We start from the raw sequence: 20,934 nt of genomic DNA, 5'->3' as shown, positions 1-20,934 counted from the left end.
ACGCCGCCATGACGGCACGTGCCGGGCCGCGGATCCGGCTAGGAGGCCGCGCCCGCCGTGCTGGCCACGCCCAGGGGGCGAAGCGCGGGCATGACCTCGGACGCGAACAGCTCCATGCTCCGCTTGGTGTGCTCGTGCGGGGCGTTCCCGATGCTCATGAGGGCGATGAGCTGCCCGAAGCCGAGCTGCTCGTGCAGCTCGCCGAACCGCTCGGTCACGCTTTGCGGGCTGCCGACGACGGCGTACCCCTGCGCGAGCAGTTCCTCGTAGGACAGTTCGGCGAAGGGCTTCAGGCCCGCCTTGAGGATCCCCCGCATCGAGCCCTGGCTCATGTAGCCGGGCGGGGAGACGATCTCGCTGCCCTGCTTGAGGCCCTTCAGGAACAGCCACTCCAAATACTGCTTCGCCTCGCGGTGGGCCTGCTCGTCGGTCTCGGCGACATAGACCGGGAGCGAGAAGCCGATTCTCTCGGGGTCGGGCGGCACGCCCGCCTCCTCCGCCGCGGCGCGGTAGCCGTCGAACCACATCTTGACGACCCTGCTGGGGGCGTAGACCGACATGTAGGTGTACCCGTGCTCGGCCACGAATTTCATCGTCTCGGTGCTGCCCGCGCCGGGGATGTAGATCGGCGGGTGCGGGCGCTGGAGCGGCTTGGGCCAGAGGTTGACGTAGCGGTACTCGTAGTTCTCGCCGTACCACTGGAACACGTCGTCGGACGTCCACGCCTTGATGATCAGGTCGTGCGCCTCGTTGAACCGGCTGCGGGACCTGGTCGGGTTGATGCTGTGCGCGAAGTACTCCCAGCCGATGCCGCGGACGAAGCCCGACACGATCCTGCCGTCGGTCAGATGGTCCAGCATCGCGATCTCCTCGGCCACCCGCAGCGGGTTGCCGCGGATGCCGATCGCGTTGCCCAGCACCATGATCTGCGCCCGTTCGGTGCGCCGGGCCAGCGCCGCCGCCATGAGGTTCGGCGAGGGCATCAGCCCGTAGGCGGTCTGGTGGTGCTCGTTGACCGCGATCCCGTCGAAGCCCAGCGTCTCGGCGTACTCCAGCTCGTCCAGGTAGCGATGGTAGAGCCTGCGGCCGAGCTGGGGGTCGAAGTACTTGCTCGGGAACGTCAGCGAGGGCGACCTGTGGTTCTCGTCGAAGTCGTCCGGCAGGTAGGGGTAGGGCATCAGGTGGAAGAACACGAACCTCATCTGCTCACTCCGCTCAGGAAACCCATGACGACGTCGGCGAACTCCGCGGGGCGCTCGAAGTACATGGCGTGGCCGCAGTCGTCCACGACCTCGAAACGGGCGCCCGGGATGCGCTCGGCGTACCGGCGGCCGTGCTCGATGGGGACGAGCGCGTCCTTCTCCGCCCACGCCACCAGGGTGGGCGCGGTGATCCTCTTCAGCCTCCGCTCCAGCTTGGGGTTGTTGAGGAACGGCACCCAGCCGAAGCGGGCCAGCGCGGTCTGGTCCTTGTAGGCGGCCAGGATCGTGTCGATGTCGGGCTCGCCGGGCGGGAACATCTCCGCGGCCTTGGCGAGGTCGGAGAACAGCACCGGGGGGATCTCGTGCGGCTTGAGGAAGAACAGGTCGGTGACGGGGTGCTCGGGGATGCGCAGCCCCACCGCGCCCAGCAGGGTCAGTGAGCCGATCTTGTGCGGCGCGGCGACGGCCAGCTCGGCGGCGACCCAGCCGCCGAACGAGCCGCCGACGACGTGCGGGCGGTCGAGCCCGAGCCGGTCGATGACGTCGATGTAGTGGTAGACGAGGTCGTCGATGTCCTCGACCTCGGGCAGCTCGTCGGAGGGCCCGAAGCCGGGGTGCGCGGGCGCCACCACGTCGAAGCCGGCCGACAGCCGCTCCAGGAACTCGTGCCACACCCCCGCTCCTCCGGCGGCGTGCAGGAACAGCAGCGGTCTTCCCTGGCCTTCGCGGAAGTACTGGATGGAGCCGCCGGGGAACTCCAGGGTGCGGCTCACCGGCCCCGCGGACGTGGCCCGTTCGCCGTCGGCAGTGACGTTGGACAACCTGATCGCCTCTCTCGGAAGTACCTGCACAGGCGAGCGATATGTCGGTCTTACTCAGCATCAAGTCGTGTCTGGGCGAGATCAACCCTGGATTCCGTGTCCTGGAAGCCGCCTTGGAAAGGGTCGCGGGCGGCGCTAGGGGCGATCCGGGAGGCAGCGGCCCTACGACGAATGACGTAGGCAAGTCAGGTCCGACAGCCAATGGGCCGGGAATCACGCCCCCGCTTACCGTGCCGGTGACACACGACATCTTGGAGGGGTCATGGGCGAGGTCGTGGCCGCGATGGCGGGGGTCCACGCGCCGCAGCTTCTGCAGTCGTTCCCCGGCGAGGACGAGACGCAGCTCGACGCGTCCCGGGACGCGCTGCGCGAGCTCGGCGGGATCCTGGACGAGACGCGGCCGGACGCGCTGCTCATCATCGGCTCGGACCATCTGGAGACCTTCTCCCTTGACCTGGTGCCGACGTTCACCCTGTACACCGGGCCGCGCGCCGAGGGCGAGTTCGGCGGCGAGCCGTTCTCGCGCCCCGTCCACACCGGGCTGGCGACGGCGCTGGTGGAGGGGCTGATCGAGCGCGGGTTCGACATGGCGTACTCGCAGCGGGCCGAGCTGGGGCACGCGTTCGCGACGCCGTTCCGGTTCGTGCTGGGCGACCGCCCGATCCCGGTGGTGCCGCTGCTGGTGAACGTGTACCTGCCGCCGCTGACCACGCCGCGCCGGTGCGAGGCGCTGGGACGCGCGATCGCCGAGGTGGTCGCCGGGCGCGACGAGCGGGTGGCGGTCCTGGCCAGCGGCGGCATGTCGCACTACCCGGGCACGCCCAAGTACCCCGAGCCGGAGTTCGGGTTCGACCGCTGGATCCTGGACCGGATCGAGGCGGGCGACCTCGATCCGCTTCTCGACCTCACCCCCGAGCAGCTCGACGAGGTGGGCGAGGGCGAGCTGCTGGCCTGGTTCGTGCTGTTCGGCGCGATGGGACGGCGCAGGCCCGGCCGGGTGCTGTCCTACCAGCCGATCTGGCACCACGGCCACGGCGTCGTGGTCTGGGACACCGAGACCGAGGCGATGGAGGCGGCACGGTGACGACGGACCAGAGGACGGCGGACCAGAAGTACGGCGGGTACGTCTTCCGCGGCAAGGGCTACCACCACTACCGCTACCCCGATCCCGGGTCCTACGACTTCAACCGGCTGCTGCGCGACTTCCGCGACCCGGCGCTGCGCGCGAGGTACCTGGACGACGCGGACGCGGTGGAGAAGGAGTTCGGGCTCTCCCCCGAGGAGTCCAAGGCCCTGCGGACGCTCGACATCGACACGTGCGTGGCCGCCGGAGCCCACCCCCTGCTCGCGTGGACGGGCTGCCGGTTCGTCGCGCGCGACCGGGAGGCGCGCGAGGGCGTGCCGCCGGGCACCTACGACCGCACCCGCGACTACGCCAAGCGCGCACGCGAAGCGGAGAACGACCGGCGATGACCACCTTCGTCCTCGTCCACGGCGCCTGGCACGGCGGCTGGTGCTGGCGCAGGGTCGCCGGGCCGCTGCGCGAGGCCGGGCACACCGTGTACACCCCCAGCCTGACCGGGCTCGGTGAACGCGCCCACCTGATCGGCCCGGCCGTCGGGCTCGACACCCACATCGAGGACATCGCCCGCCTGATCCTCGTCGAAGACCTGAGTGAGGTGGTGCTGGTCGGGCACAGCTACGCGGGGCAGGTCGTCACCGGCGTCGCCGACCGCCTGCCCGACCGGATCGCGCTGCGGATCCATCTGGACGCCTTCGTGCCCGGCGACGGCGACCGCGCCCGCGACCTGCTGCCCGAGGACGTCGCGCACCACTGGGCGGAGTCGGTGGCCGAACGCGGGTTCGGCTGGCTGGTCCCGCCGCGCTCGCTGGAGGTCCTGGGGGTGACCGACCCCGGCGACCTGGCCTGGCTGGAGCCGCTGCTCACCCCGCACCCGTGGCTCACCTACACCCAGCCGCTGCGCCTGACCGGCGCGGCCGACCGCGTCCCCGCCGCGTACCTGGGCTGCACCGCCTGGAAGGACGTGTTCGCCGGGCAGCGGGAGAAGGCGGAACGGCTCGGCTGGCCGGTCCTCACCATCGGGACGGGTCACGAGGCCATGGTCACCGCACCGGACGAGACGGTCTCGGCCCTGCTCAAGCTGGCCGCCGAGACGGCTTCCGGCTGACGGGGCGGCCCGTTGACAACCGCCGGGACGGCGTGGTGACCTGCCGGGGATCGGAGGCAAGATGCGCGTTTCCGCTGGTCCCGCCCTCTCCTCGGACCTCGTCGCCGCGATGGTGGAGGCGGCGCCCGACGGGATCGCCCTCCTCGACGAGGAGGGCGCCTGCCTGCATGTGAACCCCGAGGGCCTGCGGATCCTCGGTGCCGCCGCCGGGGACGTGCTCGGGCGGCCGCTGTTCGCCCGTCCCCGCGAGGACCTGGCGGGGCCGTCCCGCCGGGTCGTCCGGGACGACGGCACCGAGATCGAGTACGAGGCGCGGCGGTTCCGCACCGGCGACGGGGAGGCGCGCTGGGTGCTGGTGTTCCGCGACGCCGCCGCCTACACCCGGGTCGAGCGGCGGCTGATGGCCTTCACCAACGCCGCCGCCAGCGTCGCCGCCCGGTCGGGCTCGCTGGCCGCCACCCTCGACCGGGTCGCGGGCGAGGTCGTCCAGGCCACCGCGATGGCGGCCTGCCAGGTGGTGCTGACCGAGTCCGGCACCGCGACGCTGCGCATGATCGGCCAGGCCGGGCTGCCGCTCTTCCCTCCCGACTTCCCGGAGCGGTTCGAGCAGGCCCGCAGGCGCGGCGCGCACCTGCTGACGCTGGACGCCCTGCGCACCGGCGGCGTCCAGATCGGGCGGGGCCAGGCCGCGCACGTCCTGACCGACCCCGCGTGGGAGCCTCTGCGGCCGGTGATGGCCGCGTTCCCGTGGGACACCTATATCTCGGTGCCGCTGACCGTCGGCGGGCGCACCCTGGGGGTGCTCAACGGGTTCTACCCGCCCGACCACGACCCCGGCGAGGAGGAGATCGCGTTCCTGCGCACCATGTGCGACCAGGCGGCGATCGCCGTGGAGAACGCCCGGCTCCTGGACGAGGCCGAGGGCAAGGCGGCACTGGAGGAACGCCAGCGCATCGCCCGGGACCTGCACGACTCGGTCTGCCAGTCCCTGTTCTCCCTGACCCTGCGGATGCGGGCGGTCGAGCTGGCCGCCGAGCGCCTGGACGCGGCGGCGGACCCGGACGGGCGGCTGCGCGCCAACGTGGCCACGGCGCGGCGGCTCGCCCACGACACCCTCGCCGAGATGCGCGGCCTGGTCCTGGAGCTGCGGCCGGGCGCCCTGCCCGATCTCGGGCTGGAACAGGCCGTCCGGCAGCACGCCGCCGCCGTCGCGGTCAGGGAGGGGCTCGCCGTGGACGTGCGCGGCTCGGCCGGGGACGGGCTGGACGACGACACCGTGGAGAACCTGTACCGCATCTTCCAGGAGGCACTGCACAACGTGGTCAAGCACGCCTGCGCCCGCACCGTCCAGGTACGGCTCGGCCGGGACGGCAAGGGGATGCTGGAGGTGAGCGACGACGGCCGCGGCTTCGACCCGTCCGCTCCCGCCCCCGGGCATCTCGGGCTGGTCGGGATGGCCGAACGGGCCCGCCGCATCGGCGCGGACCTCACCATCGACAGCGCGCCGGGACAGGGCACGCGGCTGCGCGTCGACCTGCCGAACGGACGCCCGAACGGGCGCCGGGACGGTGACCGGGCATGACCGTGGAACGGCCGATCACGGTGATGCTGGTGGACGACCACGCCGTCGTCCGCTCCGGCATGCGGGCCTTCTTCGACCTGGTGGACGACATCGAGGTGGTCGCCGAGGCGGTGGACGGCCAGGACGCGCTGAACCGCCTGGGCGCGCTGGCCGCCCGGGAGGAGACGCCCGATGTGCTGCTGCTGGACCTGGTGATGCCGCGGCTCGACGGGCTCACCGCGATCGGCATGATCAGGGAGCGCCATCCGGACGTGGAGGTCGTGGTGCTCACGAGCTTCGGGCAGACCGAGCGGGTGCAGGCGGCGCTGGAGGCGGGCGCGGCGGGGTTCCTGCTCAAGGACGCCGAGGCCGACGAGCTGGCGGCGGCCGTGCGGGCGGCGCGCCGCGGCGAGATGCACCTCGACCCCGGCGTGGCCCGCAGGCTCACCCGCTCGCTGATGCCGGGACGGGACACCGGCAGGGACCTGACCAGGCGCGAGCACGAGGTGCTGACCCTCATCGCGCAGGGGCTGTCCAACCGCGAGATCGCCGGACGGCTGGTGATCACCGAGCGCACCGCGCGCACCCATGTCAGCAACGTGCTCGCCAAGACCGGCTGCGGCTCCCGTACCCAGGCGGCGCTGTGGGCGGTCCGGCAGGGGCTGGTGCCCTCCCCCGCCGATCAGCCCTGACGCTCGGCCACCCGGCCGGCGCGCGCGGCCACGGCCTCGGCCAGCTCACCGATCACGTCCCGCATCGCGGCGGCCATCTTGCCCGCGTCCTCCAGCACGACCGGGTCGGCGGTGACGCCGAAGTGCAGGCGGCGCCTCCAGCTCAGCGCGCCGACCGCCAGCGGCGCGCCGTCGGCGGGCGGCACCAGCGGCTGGACCCCGTGGATGGGCTTGCCGGCCAGCGTCAGCTCGGTGTCCAGGCCCGGCAGGTTCGTCACCACGGCCTGGAAGATGCGGTCGCCGTAGACGGTCCTGGAGAACGCCCTGTGCAGCCCCGCCGGGAGCAGCGCCGCGGCGCGGCGCATCACGAACCACGACGCCAGGGCGCGGGTGCCGCTGTGCAGGCGCCGGGTGTCGCGGGCGATGGCGGCGAGCCGGTCGGGCTCGGGCATCGCGCCGATGGGGAGGTCCGCCATGACCGCCGCCGTGTAGTTGCCCTCCGGCGGGGTGCTGGGCGTCCGCATCATCAGCGGCACGGTGACGCGCAGCCGCCTGGCCTCGGCGGTGTCCTGCTCGCAGGCGGGCGAGACGCGGGACAGGCCGCCCGCCACGGCGCACAGCAGCACGTCGCTGACCCTGACCCCGTACGACCGGGCCAGGCTCCGTATCTCGTCCAGCGGCAGCTCGAAGGAGCCGAAGCGCCGCTCGCCGGTGCCGTGGGACGGCAGCCGCATCCCCTGGCGGCGTTCGGTGGCGAGCTGGAGCAGTCCGAGCGCCACGCCGGCGGCCCTGCGCAGCCCGCGCGGGCCGGGTGTCGTCGCCCCGCCCTCCACCGGGGCGACCTCCGGCTCCACCAGGCGCAGCGCGTGCGCGACGACCCCGCTGCCGTCCGCCACCGCGTGGTGCATCAGGAAGACGACGGCGCTGCGGCCCGGCGCGTACCCGGGCACCAGCACGATCTGCCACAGCGGGCGATCCTTGGGCAGCGGTTCGGCCTCCAGCTCGGCGACCAGCCGCTCCAGCGCCGCCTGCCCGCCCGGCTCCGGCAGGCGCCGCTCGACGATGTGCCAGTCCCAGTCGATGTCGGGGTGGTCGTCCCAGACCGCGTGGCGCCACAGCCCGCTTCCGCCGGGCCGCTGCCGGAACCTGGGCAGCGCCCCCAGCCGCTGCCGGACGAGCCCGACCATCCGTTGCCGGTCGAGCGTGCCGTCCTCGTCGTCCAGCAGGATCACCCCGCCGACGTGCTGGGGCACGCCCGGCCGCTCCACGGCCAGGAAGAAGGAGTCGGGCGGCCGGAGCCTGCGGGCCCGCTTGGCGCGCCGGGCGCGCCGGCCCGCGGTGAGCCGCTCGGCCAGCGCGTTGCAGAGCAGCACCAGGACGGCCGCGCCCGCCGCGTCCAGAAGGTAGTGGTTGGCGGTGGCCACGGTGACCAGGACCGTGACCAGCACGTGCAGCAGGCTCGCGGCCTGCACGCCGCGGCGCGCCGAGATCCGCGACAGCTCGACGCTGACCCACAGCGCCCAGGCCACGTGCAGCGAGGGCATCGCCGCGAGCTGGTTGGCGTTGTCGATCAGCGGGGTGCCCCAGGACCCCCACGTCCCGCCCTGCTTGACCGTGTCGACGAACCCGAGCCCGGACAGCAGCCGGGGCGGCATCACGGGGTACAGCGCGAAGCACGCCACCCCGATCAGGTTGATGAGGGCGAAGGAGTTGCGCGCCACCGGGTAGCGGCCGGGACGGCGGCGGTACAGATAGCCCAGCATGATCAGGGCGCTGATCACGTACGAGGTGGCGTACTCGTAGTTGGCCACCGTGGCGACCGCCGGGTGGCTCGACAGCCACCGGTTGGCCGGCGTCACCAGGTCGAGGTGCAGCAGCTTCTCCAGGGCGTGCAGGTCGCGGCCGTGCGCCTCGGCCACCGCGGTGCGCTCGGTGACCGGCATCGAGTCGACGACGGCGTAGACCGCGAACACCGCGAGCCCCAACGCCAGTTCGCGCCGGAGCGAGAGCCTGGTGGAAACGGCGTCGCCGACCGGCGACGCGCCCAGAGACACCGAGACACCGGCAGCCATGTGCGCCCTCCCGCCCGCTCGTTGATCTCCCTCCGAAGGATTTCCCGGCATCATCCTCCGCTAACGCGATCAATCCGGACCCGATCCTGTCGTGGCCGGACCTTTGCGCGGACGACGCCCGCGCGGGGCGGTAGCGTCGCCTTCATGCGGCTTCATGTGGGATGCGCGATGTGGAGTCACGCGCCGTGGCAGGGACGTCTCCTCCCCCATCCGCTTCCTCCCGGCGAACGCCTGAAGTCGTACGCGAGCTGGTGCAACGCGGTGGAGGGCAACACCACCTTCTACGCCACCCCGGCGCGGAGCACGGTGGAGTCGTGGGCCGCCCAGACCGATCCCGGCTTCCGGTTCGTGGTCAAACTGCCCCGCTCCATCACGCATGAGCGCCGTTTGGCCGATGTCGACGAGGAATTGCGGTCGTTCCTGTCGGCGATCGAACCGCTGGGGTCGCGGACGCACGCGTTGTGGGTGCAACTGCCGGGAGCGTTCGGCCCGTCCGACGTGGGCGCCTTGGCGGCGTTCCTGCGCCGGCTGCCGCAGGGGTACCGGTACGCCGTCGAGGTCCGGCACCGCGCGTTCTTCGCCGACGAGCGCGCGGAGGCGCTGCTGGAACGGGTGCTCGGCGGAGCGGGGGCCGAGTGGGTCCCCTTCGACACCACCGTCCTGTTCCGGAGCCCTCCGACCAGCGACGCCGAACGGGACGCCTGGACCAAGAAGCCGCGCGTGCCGCGCAGGTCCCGGGCCCTGACCGGCACGCCGATCGTCCGCTACCTGGGACGGGACGACACCGGCCGGACGGTCGAAGGCTGGCGGCCGTGGGCCGCCACGGTGGCCGGGTGGCTGCGCGAGGGCCGCTCGCCGACGGTGTTCGTCCACACGCCCGACAACGCCGACGCGCTCACGCTCGCGCGCCGCTTCCACGACGACGTGCGCGCGCTCGTCCCCGAGCTGGAGCCGCTGCCCGAGCCCGTCCCGGCCGGGCCGCCGACCCTCTTCTGAGCCTTCGGGCTTGCGGCCTTCCGGGGGCTGCCGAGCGCCAGGCATGTTCGCGAGGGGACGGGTAGGAACCCGCGCATGCCCGAGCTGCCCGACGTGGAGGCGTTCCGCCAAGTGCTCGCCGCGCACACCGGAGACCCGATCACCGGTGTGCGCGTGCGCGACCCCGGCGTCCTGCGCGATGTCGGCCCGCGCCGGCTGGACCGGGCGCTGCGCGGTCACCGGTTCGGGACGCCCCGGCGGCACGGCAAGCGGCTGCTCGCGCCCGCGGAAGGGCCTGTGCTGACGTTCCATTTCGGCATGACCGGATCCCTGTCCTGGCACTCCCACGACGACGAGCCGCACCCGCACGACCGGGTGGTGCTGTCCCTTGAGGACGGGGAGCTGCGGTACCGGGACATGCGCAAGCTCCAGGGCATCCGCCTGATGAGGGACGAGGCGGAGGCCGAGGAGTCCCTCAGCGACCTCGGTCCCGACGCGATGGAGATCTCGCGCGGCGACCTCGACGATCTGCTCGCCCGGCGGCGCGGGCGGCTCAAGACGGTGCTGACCGACCAGTCCGCCCTCGCCGGTCTCGGCAACCTGCTGGCCGACGAGATCTGCTGGCACGCCCGCGTCAACCCGCTGCGCCCGGCCCGCGATCTGGACGAGGACGATCGGGCCGCGCTCCACCGGGCCATGCGCCGGGTGTTGCGGGAATCCGTCAAGGCCGGTCGTGTCCCGCCCCGCCGATCCTGGCTCACCGGAGTCCGCGACCGTCCCGACGGCACCTGCCCGAGGCACGACGTCCCCCTGTCGCGGGAGCGCATGTCGGGCCGGACGACGGTCTGGTGCCCGCGCTGCCAGCCCTGTTGACCCGGGAGCGACCGGATACGGCCGAAGACATGGCCGCTTCCGGCCATACGGGAACCACCCAACGTTTTCGAACGTTCCCGCGCCGACCCGGCCGATCAGTGACGGGCGGCTTTCGCAGGGTTGCCAGATCTGGTCAGATCCCTTGGTCAACTTCTTGGTCTTGCCGGGCCATCCTTCGCTCTTCATGCTTCACCTGACCTAGGACGCTTTCCGGACGCGTCCTGCTCCCAGGGAGGCACCGTGAGGACAGACCCCCGCCGACGTCCCCTCCGACCCCTCGCCGTCATCGGCTCGACCGCGGCGGTCACCGCCGCACTGCTGGCCGCCGCCCCCGCCGCGTCCGCCGCCCCGGCGGCGGCGCCGGCGGCCGCCCAGCCCGACCCCGGCCGGCTCTCGGCCGACCTCGCCAAGCGCCTCGGCTCCCGCAGCGCCGGCTCCTACGTCGACCGCGCCACCGGACGGCTGGTCGTCGCGGTCACCGACGCCACGACCGCCGCCCGCGTCCGCCAGGCCGGCGCGGTGCCCAGGACGGTCGCCCGCAGCGGCGCGGCGCTGAACAGGATCAGCGCGGCGATCGAGCGGTCCGTCACCGTCAGCGGCACCGCGTGGGCCATCGACCCCGCCGCCAACCAGGTCGTCCTGTCCTACGACGACACCGTCACCGGAGCGAGGCTGGCCGCGGTCCGCAAGGCGGCGGCCAGGCACGGCGCCGCGGTCCGGCTGGAGCGGGTCGCCGGGACGTTCAGCACCAGGATCGCGGGCGGCGAGGCGATCTACGCCTCCGGCGGCCGCTGCTCGCTGGGCTTCAATGTCCGCAACTCCGCCGGCACCGACTTCTTCCTCACCGCGGGCCACTGCACGAACATCGGCTCGACCTGGTACGCCAACTCCAGCCGCACCACCGTGCTGGGGACCAGGGCCGGCAGCAGCTTCCCCGGCAACGACTACGGCATCGTCCGCTACACCAACACCTCCATCGCCAAGACCGGAGGCGTCTACCTGTACGGCTCCGGGACGCAGGACATCACCTCGGCCGGCACGCCCGCCGTCGGCCAGACCGTCCGCCGCAGCGGCAGCACCACCGGCGTGCGCAGCGGCACCGTGACCGCGCTGAACCAGACCGTCCGGTACGCCGAGGGCACCGTGTCCGGGCTCATCCGCACCACCGTCTGCGCCGAGCCCGGCGACAGCGGCGGCTCGCTGTTCTCCGGCACGACCGCCTACGGCCTCACCTCGGGCGGCAGCGGCAACTGCTCCACCGGCGGCGTGACCTTCTTCCAGCCGGTCACCGAGGCGTTGAGCGCCTACGGCGTCAACGTCTTCTGACCCCTCTCCCCTCCCCCGGGGCCGCCCGTTCTCCTCGGCCCCGGGGGTTTCTCTTCGCCGGTGTGACCGGGATGGATGTCCGGCCGCTGGTCGTCGTGCCGCCGATACCCAGAGTGGACACGCGACGGCGGGTTCTGGTCTGCTCGGCTCCCGGAGATCTTCTCCAGGGCCACCGAGGCCTCTCCAGGGTCATCCAGGAAGGACCATAGATGCAGCACACCCCTGAGCGGCACGGGTTCAGGCTGGGGCTGGCCGCCCTGACGGCGGCCGCGTCGCTGGGCGGCACGGCCGCCTGCCGGAACGAGACCCCTGCCGCGCAGGACAAGCCCAACACCCGCGTCGCAACCGGGGCGCCCGCGCCCGCACCGGTCGCCGGTCAGGCCGAGGCCCGCGCGCGGCTGCGCGACCTGGAGCGCTCGTACCGGGGCCGGATCGGCGTGTACGCGCTCGACACCGGCACCGGGAAGACGATCTCCTATCGCGACCAGGAGAGCTACCCGATGCTGTCGACGTTCAAGGCGATGGCGGCCGCCGCGGTCCTCACCAAAGCGCGCCGGTCCGAACCCGGGCTGCTCGACCGCAGGATCCACTGGACGCCCGCCGACGAGGTTCCCACGTCGCCGGTCACGCGGGGCCGCGGTGCCCGGGGCATGACCGTGGCGCAACTGTGCGAGGCCGCCGTCACCCGCAGCGACAACACCGCGGGGAACCTGATCCTCCGCCAGATCGGCGGGCCCAGAGGGCTGACGGCCTACCTGCGCTCGCTCGGCGACCGGCGGTCCCGGCTCGACCGCTGGGAGACCGGCCTGAACCTCTGGCGGCCGGGCGAGCGCCGGGACACCACCACACCGGCGTCCATGGGCCTCAACCTGTGGAAGGTCACGCTCGGCGCCCCGCTGGCCGCCCCGGACCGCGAGCGGCTGAACGGCTGGCTGCGCGCCAACACCACCGGCGGCGCCCGGATCGCCGCCGGCCTGCCGGACGACTGGACCGTCGGCGACAAGACCGGGACGTCGAACCGCTACGGCGCGGCCAACGACATCGCGGTCGCCTGGCCGCCGTCCGGGGCGCCACTGATCATCGCGATCTACACCAACCGGAAGGCCGCCGACGGCACCACCGACAACACCGTCATCGCCCGGACCGCCACCATCGCGGCCCGCGGCTTGGGCAGGCTGCCCTAGCGCCGGGCCCGGCTCTCAGCGCGGGGGCACGCGGGCGAGCACGTGCACGACCTGGCCGGGAGGGAAGCTCTCCAGGAGCTGGTAGACCTGCGCGACGATCCGCGCGTGGCCGGCCTCGGCTTCCACGCGGGAACGGTAGCGGCCGACCAGCGCGCCGGTGTCCTCCACGGTGACCATGGTCTCCCACAGGATCGGCGCGGGCTCGGGCCGGGACGGGATCTCGCCTCCCGCGTACGGGAGGCCCGGCGGCGGGGCGCCATGGACGGGCGCGACGGTGAACGAGGTGACGACGAGGAGCACGACCTGGCCCGAGGGGATCAGGTTCTCCGCGACGATCCGGCCCCGCCAGTCGGCGAGCAGCCTCCCCGCGTCCGCGGCGGTCACGGCCCGTCCGTCAGGGCCGTACCACGCGGCCGCCATGGGGGTCACTCCGTCACGTACCGTCGGTCCGGCGCTCGGCCTGGGCGTCGGCGGGGTGGTCGAGCACCGCCCAGACGGCCTTGCCGCCGCTCACCACCGGCGTCCAGCCCCAGTCGCGGCTCAGCCCGCCCACGATGGCCAGCCCGCGGCCGCCCTCCTCCAGCAGGCCGTCGAGGTCGTGGAGGCAGTCGAGCCCGCCCGCCGCAAGGGCGGCGTCGCCGCGGTCCGCGGGCCGCTCGGCGGGATGGACGGGGGGACGGACGCTGGGATCGGTCACCAGGATGCCCAGCCGCCCGCCATGGAAGAGGAGCACCACCCGCAGGACGATGCCCTCGGCGGGGCTGCGGAACGGGGAGACCGCGTGCGTGATGGCGTTGGTGAACAACTCCGAGACGACGGTGGTGGCGTCCCAGGTCAGCTCCGTCAGCCCCCAGTCGGCCAGGCACTTGCGCACGAAGTCGCGGGCGGTGGACAGCGAGGCGGGCTCGGCGGGGAGCACCAGCCCGGCGTCCTCGCCCTCGCCCTGGGGCGGCTCCGGCCAGCACGGCGGCGCCGCACCCGACAGCAGCAGGTCGCCGATGCGCCACGACGGGGCCTGCGCGGGCGGCATCCAGGGGACGTGGAAGTGCGGTGAGCGTCCGGCCGGCAGGCCGGTGCCCGCCGGCAGCCCTGGCGCGCCTGTCATTCAGCACCCCGCGCGCCGGGCGTCGGTTCCACGCGCATGAGCGAATCTCCTTACCACTGGCACACGTCCCCACGTGTTGTGTCCATCGTGTCTTGATGCACGTGCGTCTGCAAGAGCAGATGAGAATTCAAAGAGATGTCGTGAGAAAAAGCACGAGCGGACGCACGTGCCCTCCCGGCTATGATCCATGACCATGCCCGGTTAAAGATCTTGTTAGCCCGGGCATTGGGTCGGACCGAAAACCGCATCAGGGGATGCGACGGGGGCGCCAGAAGGAGTGGGATGGGCTCTGGGATCCACAACGGGATGTCCGCTACCGCAGTGCCGGGGGCCCGCTGGCACAAGAGCCGGCACAGCAATCCCGACGGGAGCTGCTTCGAGATCGCCGTCCTGGACGGCGGCGAGGTCGCTGTCCGCAATTCCCGTTTTCCGGACGGACCGGTCCTCGTCTACACCCCGGCCGAAGTCCGCGCGTTCCTGCGCGGCGTCAAGGACGGCGAGTTCGACTACCTGATCGGCTGAGCCCCGCCCCGCCACGGGCGCCCCGATCGGCACATCATCCCCGTCCGAATCCGGCTGGACGTGTACAAGGAGCGCGGACGGCTGTTTACTGGTGCGTACCCTGCGGACAGAACCGCCGCAGGGTGCCAAACTGTCGGTGTTGTACGAGGCATGTAGTAGTCCGGATCGCTTGTGTGGGGCGGGGTGCGGGCATGGCAAGGCAGGGCATGGACGCGGTCGTTGCCGCGGAGGACAGGGCGGCGCCTTCACGGCGCCCGCCCGAGAGGGACACGGCCGGGACGGCTGAGGCGTCCGAGGCGATGACCACGACCAAGGAGCCCGACGGGCCGACGGCGCTGCGCATGGTGCTGGGCGCCCAGCTACGCCGGCTGCGTGAGGCCGGCGGCGTCAGCCGGTCCGAGGCCGCGCGGGCCATCCGCGCCACCGAGTCCAAGATCAGCCGGCTGGAGCTGGGCCGCAGCGGCTTCAAGCAGCGCGACGTGGCCGACCTGCTCACCCTGTTCGGCGTCGCCTCCGCCGACGAGCGGGAGAACCTGCTGGCGCTGGCCCGCCGCGCCAGCATGCCCGGGTGGTGGCAGCAGTACAGCGACGTCATCCCGAGCTGGCTCGAACTGTACGTGGGCCTGGAGGAGGACGCCTCGATGATCCGCACCTACGAGGTGCAGTTCATCCACGGCCTGCTGCAGACCGCGGACTACACCCGCGCCGTCATCGGGCTCCGGCACGGCGAGGACGAGCACGACGAGATCGAGCGGCGGGTGCAGTTGCGGCTGCGCCGGCAGCGGATCCTGTCCCGCCGGACGCCCAGGCTGTGGGCGGTCATCGACGAGGCGGCGCTGCGCCGCCCGCTGGGCGGCCGCGAGGTGATGCGCGCCCAGTTGCGGCATCTCATCGAGGTCACCGACCTGCCGACGGTCACGCTCCAGATCGTGCCGTTCCACGTCGGCGGCCACCCGGCGGCGGGCGGCGCGTTCACGGTGCTGCGCTTCGCCCACCCCGAGATCCTCGACATGGTCTACCTGGAGCAGGTCAACAGCGCCCTCTACCTCGACAAGCGCTCCGAGGTGGAGAACTACAAGCAGATCATGAACGAGCTGTGCGTGCTCGCCGCGCCGCCCGGTGAGACCTGCGACATCCTCAACGGCATCCTCAGGGACCTCTGACCCGCCGGAGGGCCGCCGGAGGGCTCAGGACGGCCGGACGGCGTAGATCAGTTTGGAGTCGCCGGCGCAGTACACGGTGGTACCGACGGCGGCGAGGTTCTGCGCGGACCCGATGGTCGCCCCGGGTTCCTCCGAGGAATCCACCCGGAGGGCCGGGCGTCCCGTCGCGAGGTCGAAGCCGTAGAGGCCGTCCAGGGTGCCCTGGTAGACCAGGGATCCCGCGATGAGAGGGCCCTCGCCGTAGCCCTCGCTCGCCGTCTGCCTCCAGCGCACCCTGCCCGTGGCGGCGTCCATGGCCTGCAAGCCCCCCTCGGGGTCGGACAGGACGGCCAGGCCGCCGCCGAGGGCGGGCAGGAGGTAACCGCCGCGCGAAGGGCTTTCCCTGCTCGAGAGGTCGCGCGTGACGCTCCACCGCCGCGCGCCCGTACGCGCGTCCAGGGCCGACAGGGTGCCATGCGACCCGCTGACGTACACGACGCCCCCCGCGATCAGCATCGCCCCGGTGAGCTCGCGGCGCACCCCCTCGACACCTCCTCGCCCGGCGGAGGCGACCGCCCAGCGCGGCCGTCCGGTCGCGGCGTCGAAGGCGCGGATCCCGCCGTCCTGGGTCTCGATGGCCACCAGCCCGCCGCCGGCCACCGGGGTCGCGGTGCGGTAGCGCTCGTTCACGCGCACCCTCCAGCGCGCGCCGCCGGTCCTGGCGTCGATCGCGGCGAGGAAACCGTCCTCGTCGGTGAGGTAGCAGACGCCGCCGTCCGCCGCCACGTCGCTGGTGCCCAACTCCGCCCGGTAGGTCCAGCGGTTCCGGCCCGTCGCCGGGTCGAACGCGAACAGGCCGCTGTTCCCGGCGTCCAGGCTGCCGGCCAGGCAGACGACGCCCGCCGCGACGATCGGCGTGGGTGCGAGCGACCGCGTCCTGAGCGGGGCCTGCCATCGGGGCCGGCCGCTGGCGAGATCGAACGCGGTCAGCGCCGGCTGCGCACCCGAGTCGCACAGGAACCCCGTGCCGCCCAGCACGGCCATGGACGCGTTCCTGGCCGCGGTGAACGCTCCCCGCCAACGCTGCCTCCCCGTGCGGCCGTCGATCGCGACGGTTTCGGTGGAGGTGCAGACGTACACGTCGCCGACCGCCAGGAGCGGCCCGGTCCGCAGATACCCGTCACCCGGCAGCCTGAACTTCCACAGGACGGGGTCCTCGCCCTTCAGGCGGAGGATCGTGGCGGTCACGGCGCCGCCCATGAGCCCGGCGCAGCCCACGCCCGCCGCCCCGGCGACGAGGAACCGGCGGCGCGAGGGCCCGCGCACGGCCGGTCGGGCGCCCTGGTGCGCGATGTGCTGCGCGACGGGCGGCGGCAGCCAGTACGTGCCCTGCGGGGAGGCGAGGTCCCCGCCGGACGCCAGCCCGTGCAGCACCTGCTCGGGGCTCGGCCGCAGTTCCGGATCCTTCCGCAGGCAGGCCGCGATCAGCGACCGTAACCCCGGGTCGGGGACGCGGCCGAGGTCGGGCTCCTGGTGCAGCACGCGGTAGATCACGTCGTGCACGGCGCCGTGACCGAACGGGCCCGCGCCGGTGACCGCGTAGGTGAGCACCGCGCCGAGAGAGAAGACGTCCGCCGGTGGCCCGGCGGCGCCGCCGGACGCCTGCTCGGGTGACATGTACGCGGGCGTGCCGAGGGCCACGCCCGTGCGGGTGAGGGCGCTCGCCTCGCTCGCGCGGGCGATGCCGAAGTCGATGACCCGCGGCCCTTCCGGCGTCAGCATCACGTTGGACGGCTTGAGGTCGCGGTGCACGACCCCGGCGCGGTGGATGGAGACCAGCGCCTCGGCGAGCCCGGCACCGAGCGTCCGCGCCGCGTGCGGCGGGAACGGCCCGTGCGCGGCGACGGCGTCCTGGAGGGACAGGCCCTGAAGGTAGGCGGTCGCGAGCCAGGGCTGGGGCGCGTCCGGGTCGGCATCCAGCACCGCGGCCGTGTAGACGCCGTTGACCGCCCTGGCCGCGGTCACCTCGCGGCGGAACCGCGACCTGAAGTCCGGCTCGTCAGCCATCGCCGGGTGGATGACCTTGATGGCGACGCCGCGCCCACCTGGTGAGCGGCCGAGGTACACCTGCCCCATCCCGCCAGCGCCCAGCCTGCCCACCACGCGGTACGGCCCCAGCTTGCGGGGGTCCCCCGGCCGCGTCGCCGTCATCGTGCTCCCTCCCGTTCCGGCCGAGGCTCAGTCACCGGCCGGAGCGGCGCCGGACCCGTTCTCGGCGTCGAGAGCGTACAGGTAGCCGTCCTTGCAGGACACGTACACCATCCCGCCCGCCGCCGCGGGGGCGCTCTCCACTCCCTTGGGCATCGCGAACTCCCAGACCACCCGCCCGGAGGCGGCGTCGACGGCGTGCAGGACGCCGTCGGAGTAGACCCCGGAGGGCACGTAGAGCAACCCGCCCGCCGGGACCGCTCCGCAATGGATCTGCCCTTCGGCCTGCACCTGCCAGCGCAGGGTGCCGCGCGCCGCGTCCAGCGCGAAGAAGTTCCCGCTGAAGTCGCCCACGTAGACCACGCCGTTCACGACCACCGGCCGTGCCGTGACGGTGTCGCCGAGATCGTACGCCCAGCGCCGCTCGCCCGTGCGGGCGTCGATGGCGTGCAGCCGCTCCCCCTGGAAGTCGCCGCAGTACACCACTCCCCCCGCCGCCGCGGGCCTGCCCGTCCCCTTGCTCATGCCGTACGACCAGCGGACCCGTCCGCTGGAGGCGTCCACCGCGTCGAGGCTGCGACGGCGCGGCACGTACGCGACGGCACCGGCCGCCGTCGGGTCCGAGCTGATGGTGCCCGCGCCGGTGATGCCCCACCGGATCGCGCCGGTGGCCGCGTCGAGCGCGTGGACCCTCTTGGTGCCGGCGAGGACGAGACCGGCGGAGACGACGATGTCGGCCTCCGAATCGCCCACCTGGCGTCGCCAGCGCGCCCTTCCCGTCCGCGCGTCCACGGCGTGGACGTTGCCGTCCATCCCTGCCACGTACACCACGCCACCGGCGACCGCGGGCTGCGACCTGATCGGCTCGCCGGTGGCGTACCGCCATCGTGGCCTGCCCGTCCGCGCGTCGTAGGCCAGCAGGTCGCCCTTCTCGCTTCCGACGAACACCGTGCCGCCGGAGACGGCCGGGCCGCACATCAGGTACTCCTCGCCGGTGTCGCGTTTCCAGACGGGCCGGCTCACCTTGATCGTCTGCGGTGGCGCCGAGGTCGGCCCGGTGACGGCGCGGCGCGTGGGCGCCGCGGAGGGACGCTCCTCGGGCCACAGCAGCACACCGGTCACGGTCGCGGCGGCGAGCGTGGCGGCTCCCGCGCCCGCCAGCACCAGGACACCGCGCCGGGACGGACCGCCGTCCTCAAGGGGCCGCGTCGGCGCGGGCGGTCGCGTGGCGGCCTCGGCGATCCCGGTGGCGACGGGCGGCGGCAGCCAGCCCAGGCCGTTCAGGTCGGTCCCCGGCGGGACGAGCGACGCCAGGTGCTCCAGCAGCCACGCGGGCGTGGGGCGGTCGGCGGGACGCGGCGCGAGGCAGGCCGCGGCCAGCGACCGCAGGCCCGGGTCCGTGACGCCGTCGAGCCGGGGCGCCTCGTGCACCGCGCGGTAGATGAGCACGTGCGGCGGGCCGTCCCCGTACGGACCCCGGCCCGTGGCGGCGTGCACCAGCACGGCGCCCAGGGAGAAGACGTCGGCGGCAGGCCCGGTGGCCTCTCCCCTGGCCTGCTCAGGGGCGATGAAGCCGGGCGAGCCCACGGCCATGCCCGTCCCGGTGATGGTGGCGGTCTCCGCGGCGTGCGCGATGCCGAAGTCGATGACGCGCGGCCCGTCCGCGCCGAGGATGACGTTGGCGGGCTTCAGGTCGCGGTGCACGACCCCGGCCCGGTGGATGGACACGAGCGCCTCGGCGAGACCCGCGCCCAGGGCGAGCACGGCGGGCACCGGAAGCGGCCCGTACCTCTCGACGACATCCTGGAGCGGCAGGCCGGGGAGGTAGGCCGTGGCCAGCCAGGGCGGGTCGGCGTCGGGATCGGCGTCCACGACCGGCGCGGTGAACGCCCCGCTCACCGCGCGCGCCGCCCCGGCCTCGCGCCGGAACCGCTGCCTGAAGTCGGCGTCCTCGGCCAGATGGACGTGCACCACCTTGACCGCGACCATCAGCCCGCCGGCGGACCGTCCCAGGTACACCAGCCCCATGCCGCCCGCGCCCAGCCTGCCCAGCAGCCGGTACCGGCCGATGCGGCGTGGATCCCCGGGCCGTAATGCCTCCATCGCACTGACCCCCGGCTTCCGTGTACGGGTACGACCTTCCACGCAGCGGCCCTTGCCGCGCAAGGGGTTCGGCAATCTGTGTGGTCAGCCGCCGTGAAGGATGGGAGGGCGCGGTCGTTCCCGGACCACCCGGGGGCCGCCTGAGCGCTCCGGCGCTCAGGCGAGGTGGACGTAGTCGTAGTCGAAGGGCTTGCCGTTGATGCCGTTGCGGGGCGGGGCGATCCAGGCGGCGATCTTGCCACGCTCGTACACCGGCTGCATCAGGGATCGGACGTGCGTCTTGTCGACCTCGGTGGGCAGCCATGCGCCCTTCCGCGCCTCCCACTCCTCGGACGAGAGGATCTCGCCGTCGGGCGTGGCCTCGATCCCGGCGAACGCGCCCACCTTCCGGTTGAACGCGACACTGGGCAGCCTGAGCCGCTGCGGCAGCCCGGCCGCGGAAATGATCTTGTTCCAGCGGTTGACGCCGCTCTGGCAGTCGGCGATGTACTCGCGGCGCAGGTCGGTGTTCAGCCCGGTCAGCGCGGCCACCTCGGTCTGCCCGACCTTCCCGTCGACCAGCGCGTCCACCATGATCGAGTCGTCGGTGAGCCGGTGGTCGTCCTTGCGGCGGGTCTCGAGCCAGCGGCCCTTGAGCCCGGCGGTGTAGTAGTTGGCGACGTTGGTGGAGGTCTCGCCGCCGAACAGGTCCAGCGACACCGAGTAGTGGAAGTTGAGGTACTTCTGGATCACGTCGAGGGGGATGCCGCCGTGGGGGGCGACCTCGTCGGTGTCGTGCTCGATCATCAACTGCACGGTGCGCTCGATCACCCGGTCGACGCCGGTGGTGCCCACCATCATGTGATGGGCCTCTTCCTTGAGCATGAACTCGCACGTGCGTGACAGCGGGTCGAACGCCGACTCCTTGAGCGTGCCGAGCTGGTACTTGCCGTCCCGGTCGGTGAAGTAGGTGAACATGAAGAACGACAGCCAGTCGGGGG

General features: G+C 73.1%; 19 protein-coding genes. 11 read left to right on the top strand and 8 right to left on the bottom strand.

The features are described 5' to 3' along the window. Nucleotides 1-38 precede the first annotated feature (38 nt). Both QSK21_RS34475 and QSK21_RS34470 read right to left on the bottom strand, forming a co-directional pair. Complete coding sequence (locus QSK21_RS34475) at nt 39-1,202, bottom strand: LLM class flavin-dependent oxidoreductase (protein ID WP_285701913.1); 1,164 nt, start codon at nt 1,200-1,202, stop codon at nt 39-41. Beyond that, nucleotides 1,199-2,023 carry an alpha/beta fold hydrolase gene (locus tag QSK21_RS34470; RefSeq protein ID WP_285701911.1) on the bottom strand — a complete coding sequence of 275 codons (825 nt, stop codon included), beginning with the start codon at nt 2,021-2,023 and terminating at the stop codon, nt 1,199-1,201. The genes QSK21_RS34475 and QSK21_RS34470 overlap by 4 nt, the downstream gene beginning before the upstream one ends. A 262-nt stretch (nt 2,024-2,285) precedes the next feature. Here QSK21_RS34470 and QSK21_RS34465 point away from each other — a divergent pair, with 262 nt between their 5' ends. The 5 genes from QSK21_RS34465 to QSK21_RS34445 all read left to right on the top strand — a co-directional run bounded on the left by QSK21_RS34465 (nt 2,286) and on the right by QSK21_RS34445 (nt 6,465). After that, nucleotides 2,286-3,107: a DODA-type extradiol aromatic ring-opening family dioxygenase gene (locus QSK21_RS34465; protein ID WP_285701909.1), complete on the top strand. Its 822-nt coding sequence runs from the start codon at nt 2,286-2,288 to the stop codon at nt 3,105-3,107. Beyond that, on the top strand, nt 3,104-3,496 hold the full coding sequence (locus tag QSK21_RS34460; RefSeq protein WP_285701908.1) for a hypothetical protein: 393 nt from the start codon (nt 3,104-3,106) through the stop codon (nt 3,494-3,496). Before QSK21_RS34465 ends, QSK21_RS34460 begins: the two co-directional genes overlap by 4 nt. Beyond that, nucleotides 3,493-4,212 (top strand): alpha/beta fold hydrolase, encoded by a 720-nt coding sequence (locus tag QSK21_RS34455; RefSeq protein WP_285701907.1) that lies wholly within the window; start codon nt 3,493-3,495, stop codon nt 4,210-4,212. The genes QSK21_RS34460 and QSK21_RS34455 overlap by 4 nt, the downstream gene beginning before the upstream one ends. A 61-nt stretch (nt 4,213-4,273) precedes the next feature. Continuing rightward, on the top strand, nt 4,274-5,794 hold the full coding sequence (locus QSK21_RS34450) for a PAS domain-containing sensor histidine kinase (RefSeq protein WP_285701905.1): 1,521 nt from the start codon (nt 4,274-4,276) through the stop codon (nt 5,792-5,794). Next, nucleotides 5,791-6,465: a response regulator gene (locus QSK21_RS34445; protein ID WP_285701903.1), complete on the top strand. Its 675-nt coding sequence runs from the start codon at nt 5,791-5,793 to the stop codon at nt 6,463-6,465. Before QSK21_RS34450 ends, QSK21_RS34445 begins: the two co-directional genes overlap by 4 nt. Here QSK21_RS34445 and QSK21_RS34440 read toward each other — a convergent pair. Beyond that, the gene (locus tag QSK21_RS34440; RefSeq protein WP_285701902.1) at nt 6,456-8,516 is read right to left on the bottom strand and encodes a bifunctional phosphatase PAP2/O-acyltransferase family protein; all 2,061 of its coding nucleotides are present in this window, start codon (nt 8,514-8,516) and stop codon (nt 6,456-6,458) included. The two genes, QSK21_RS34445 and QSK21_RS34440, sit on opposite strands and share 10 nt — an antisense overlap. 144 nt (nt 8,517-8,660) lie before the next feature. On the opposite strand from QSK21_RS34440, the gene QSK21_RS34435 reads away from it, so the two are divergent. From QSK21_RS34435 to bla, 4 genes are all read left to right on the top strand, one after another. Then, on the top strand, nt 8,661-9,512 hold the full coding sequence (locus tag QSK21_RS34435; protein ID WP_285701901.1) for a DUF72 domain-containing protein: 852 nt from the start codon (nt 8,661-8,663) through the stop codon (nt 9,510-9,512). A 75-nt stretch (nt 9,513-9,587) separates the two neighbouring features. After that, entirely contained in the window at nt 9,588-10,364 is a 777-nt protein-coding gene (locus tag QSK21_RS34430) for an Fpg/Nei family DNA glycosylase (RefSeq protein ID WP_285701900.1), read from the top strand. Between the two features lie 240 nt (nt 10,365-10,604). Beyond that, nucleotides 10,605-11,690 (top strand): S1 family peptidase, encoded by a 1,086-nt coding sequence (locus QSK21_RS34425; RefSeq protein ID WP_285701899.1) that lies wholly within the window; start codon nt 10,605-10,607, stop codon nt 11,688-11,690. 209 nt (nt 11,691-11,899) lie between these two features. Further along, complete coding sequence (gene bla / locus QSK21_RS34420) at nt 11,900-12,874, top strand: class A beta-lactamase (RefSeq protein WP_285701898.1); 975 nt, start codon at nt 11,900-11,902, stop codon at nt 12,872-12,874. 15 nt (nt 12,875-12,889) lie between these two features. On the opposite strand, the gene QSK21_RS34415 is transcribed toward bla, so the two are convergent. Beyond that, the gene (locus QSK21_RS34415; protein ID WP_285701897.1) at nt 12,890-13,294 is read right to left on the bottom strand and encodes a hypothetical protein; all 405 of its coding nucleotides are present in this window, start codon (nt 13,292-13,294) and stop codon (nt 12,890-12,892) included. Between the two features lie 13 nt (nt 13,295-13,307). Next, nucleotides 13,308-13,979 carry an ATP-binding protein gene (locus QSK21_RS34410; protein WP_285701896.1) on the bottom strand — a complete coding sequence of 224 codons (672 nt, stop codon included), beginning with the start codon at nt 13,977-13,979 and terminating at the stop codon, nt 13,308-13,310. Between the two features lie 306 nt (nt 13,980-14,285). Between QSK21_RS34410 and QSK21_RS34405 the strand changes: the two genes are divergently transcribed. Continuing rightward, nucleotides 14,286-14,501: a DUF397 domain-containing protein gene (locus QSK21_RS34405; protein ID WP_285701894.1), complete on the top strand. Its 216-nt coding sequence runs from the start codon at nt 14,286-14,288 to the stop codon at nt 14,499-14,501. A gap of 191 nt (nt 14,502-14,692) precedes the next feature. Then, nucleotides 14,693-15,664: a Sco1979 family transcriptional regulator gene (locus QSK21_RS34400; protein ID WP_352231370.1), complete on the top strand. Its 972-nt coding sequence runs from the start codon at nt 14,693-14,695 to the stop codon at nt 15,662-15,664. A gap of 24 nt (nt 15,665-15,688) precedes the next feature. On the opposite strand, the gene QSK21_RS34395 is transcribed toward QSK21_RS34400, so the two are convergent. From QSK21_RS34395 to QSK21_RS34385, 3 genes are all read right to left on the bottom strand, one after another. Then, on the bottom strand, nt 15,689-17,854 hold the full coding sequence (locus QSK21_RS34395) for an outer membrane protein assembly factor BamB family protein (RefSeq protein WP_285701893.1): 2,166 nt from the start codon (nt 17,852-17,854) through the stop codon (nt 15,689-15,691). A 27-nt stretch (nt 17,855-17,881) separates the two neighbouring features. Then, the gene (locus QSK21_RS34390) at nt 17,882-19,954 is read right to left on the bottom strand and encodes a serine/threonine-protein kinase (RefSeq protein WP_285701892.1); all 2,073 of its coding nucleotides are present in this window, start codon (nt 19,952-19,954) and stop codon (nt 17,882-17,884) included. 156 nt (nt 19,955-20,110) lie between these two features. Beyond that, on the bottom strand, nt 20,111-20,934 hold an 824-nt coding region (locus QSK21_RS34385; RefSeq protein WP_285701891.1), incomplete at its 5' end, for a hypothetical protein.

The sequence above is a fragment of the Actinomadura sp. NBRC 104412 genome, assembly GCF_030269515.1.
Taxonomy (GTDB): domain Bacteria; phylum Actinomycetota; class Actinomycetes; order Streptosporangiales; family Streptosporangiaceae; genus Spirillospora.
The sequence above is the reverse complement of the archived record's forward strand: the minus strand, read 5'-3'. Positions and strand labels throughout refer to the sequence as shown.

What these genes read in the sequence shown, in the direction of transcription:
- QSK21_RS34445 (WP_285701903.1), top strand. Translation starts at nt 5,791, where the DNA reads ATGACCGTGGAACGGCCGATCACGGTGATGCTGGTGGACGACCACGCC.
- QSK21_RS34475 (WP_285701913.1), bottom strand. Translation starts at nt 1,202, where the DNA reads ATGAGGTTCGTGTTCTTCCACCTGATGCCCTACCCCTACCTGCCGGAC.
- QSK21_RS34465 (WP_285701909.1), top strand. Translation starts at nt 2,286, where the DNA reads ATGGGCGAGGTCGTGGCCGCGATGGCGGGGGTCCACGCGCCGCAGCTT.
- QSK21_RS34405 (WP_285701894.1), top strand. Translation starts at nt 14,286, where the DNA reads ATGTCCGCTACCGCAGTGCCGGGGGCCCGCTGGCACAAGAGCCGGCAC.
- QSK21_RS34450 (WP_285701905.1), top strand. Translation starts at nt 4,274, where the DNA reads ATGCGCGTTTCCGCTGGTCCCGCCCTCTCCTCGGACCTCGTCGCCGCG.
- QSK21_RS34440 (WP_285701902.1), bottom strand. Translation starts at nt 8,516, where the DNA reads ATGGCTGCCGGTGTCTCGGTGTCTCTGGGCGCGTCGCCGGTCGGCGAC.
- QSK21_RS34415 (WP_285701897.1), bottom strand. Translation starts at nt 13,294, where the DNA reads ATGGCGGCCGCGTGGTACGGCCCTGACGGACGGGCCGTGACCGCCGCG.
- QSK21_RS34390 (WP_285701892.1), bottom strand. Translation starts at nt 19,954, where the DNA reads ATGGAGGCATTACGGCCCGGGGATCCACGCCGCATCGGCCGGTACCGG.
- QSK21_RS34400 (WP_352231370.1), top strand. Translation starts at nt 14,693, where the DNA reads ATGGCAAGGCAGGGCATGGACGCGGTCGTTGCCGCGGAGGACAGGGCG.
- QSK21_RS34435 (WP_285701901.1), top strand. Translation starts at nt 8,661, where the DNA reads ATGCGGCTTCATGTGGGATGCGCGATGTGGAGTCACGCGCCGTGGCAG.
- QSK21_RS34455 (WP_285701907.1), top strand. Translation starts at nt 3,493, where the DNA reads ATGACCACCTTCGTCCTCGTCCACGGCGCCTGGCACGGCGGCTGGTGC.
- bla (WP_285701898.1), top strand. Translation starts at nt 11,900, where the DNA reads ATGCAGCACACCCCTGAGCGGCACGGGTTCAGGCTGGGGCTGGCCGCC.
- QSK21_RS34395 (WP_285701893.1), bottom strand. Translation starts at nt 17,854, where the DNA reads ATGACGGCGACGCGGCCGGGGGACCCCCGCAAGCTGGGGCCGTACCGC.
- QSK21_RS34410 (WP_285701896.1), bottom strand. Translation starts at nt 13,979, where the DNA reads ATGACAGGCGCGCCAGGGCTGCCGGCGGGCACCGGCCTGCCGGCCGGA.
- QSK21_RS34430 (WP_285701900.1), top strand. Translation starts at nt 9,588, where the DNA reads ATGCCCGAGCTGCCCGACGTGGAGGCGTTCCGCCAAGTGCTCGCCGCG.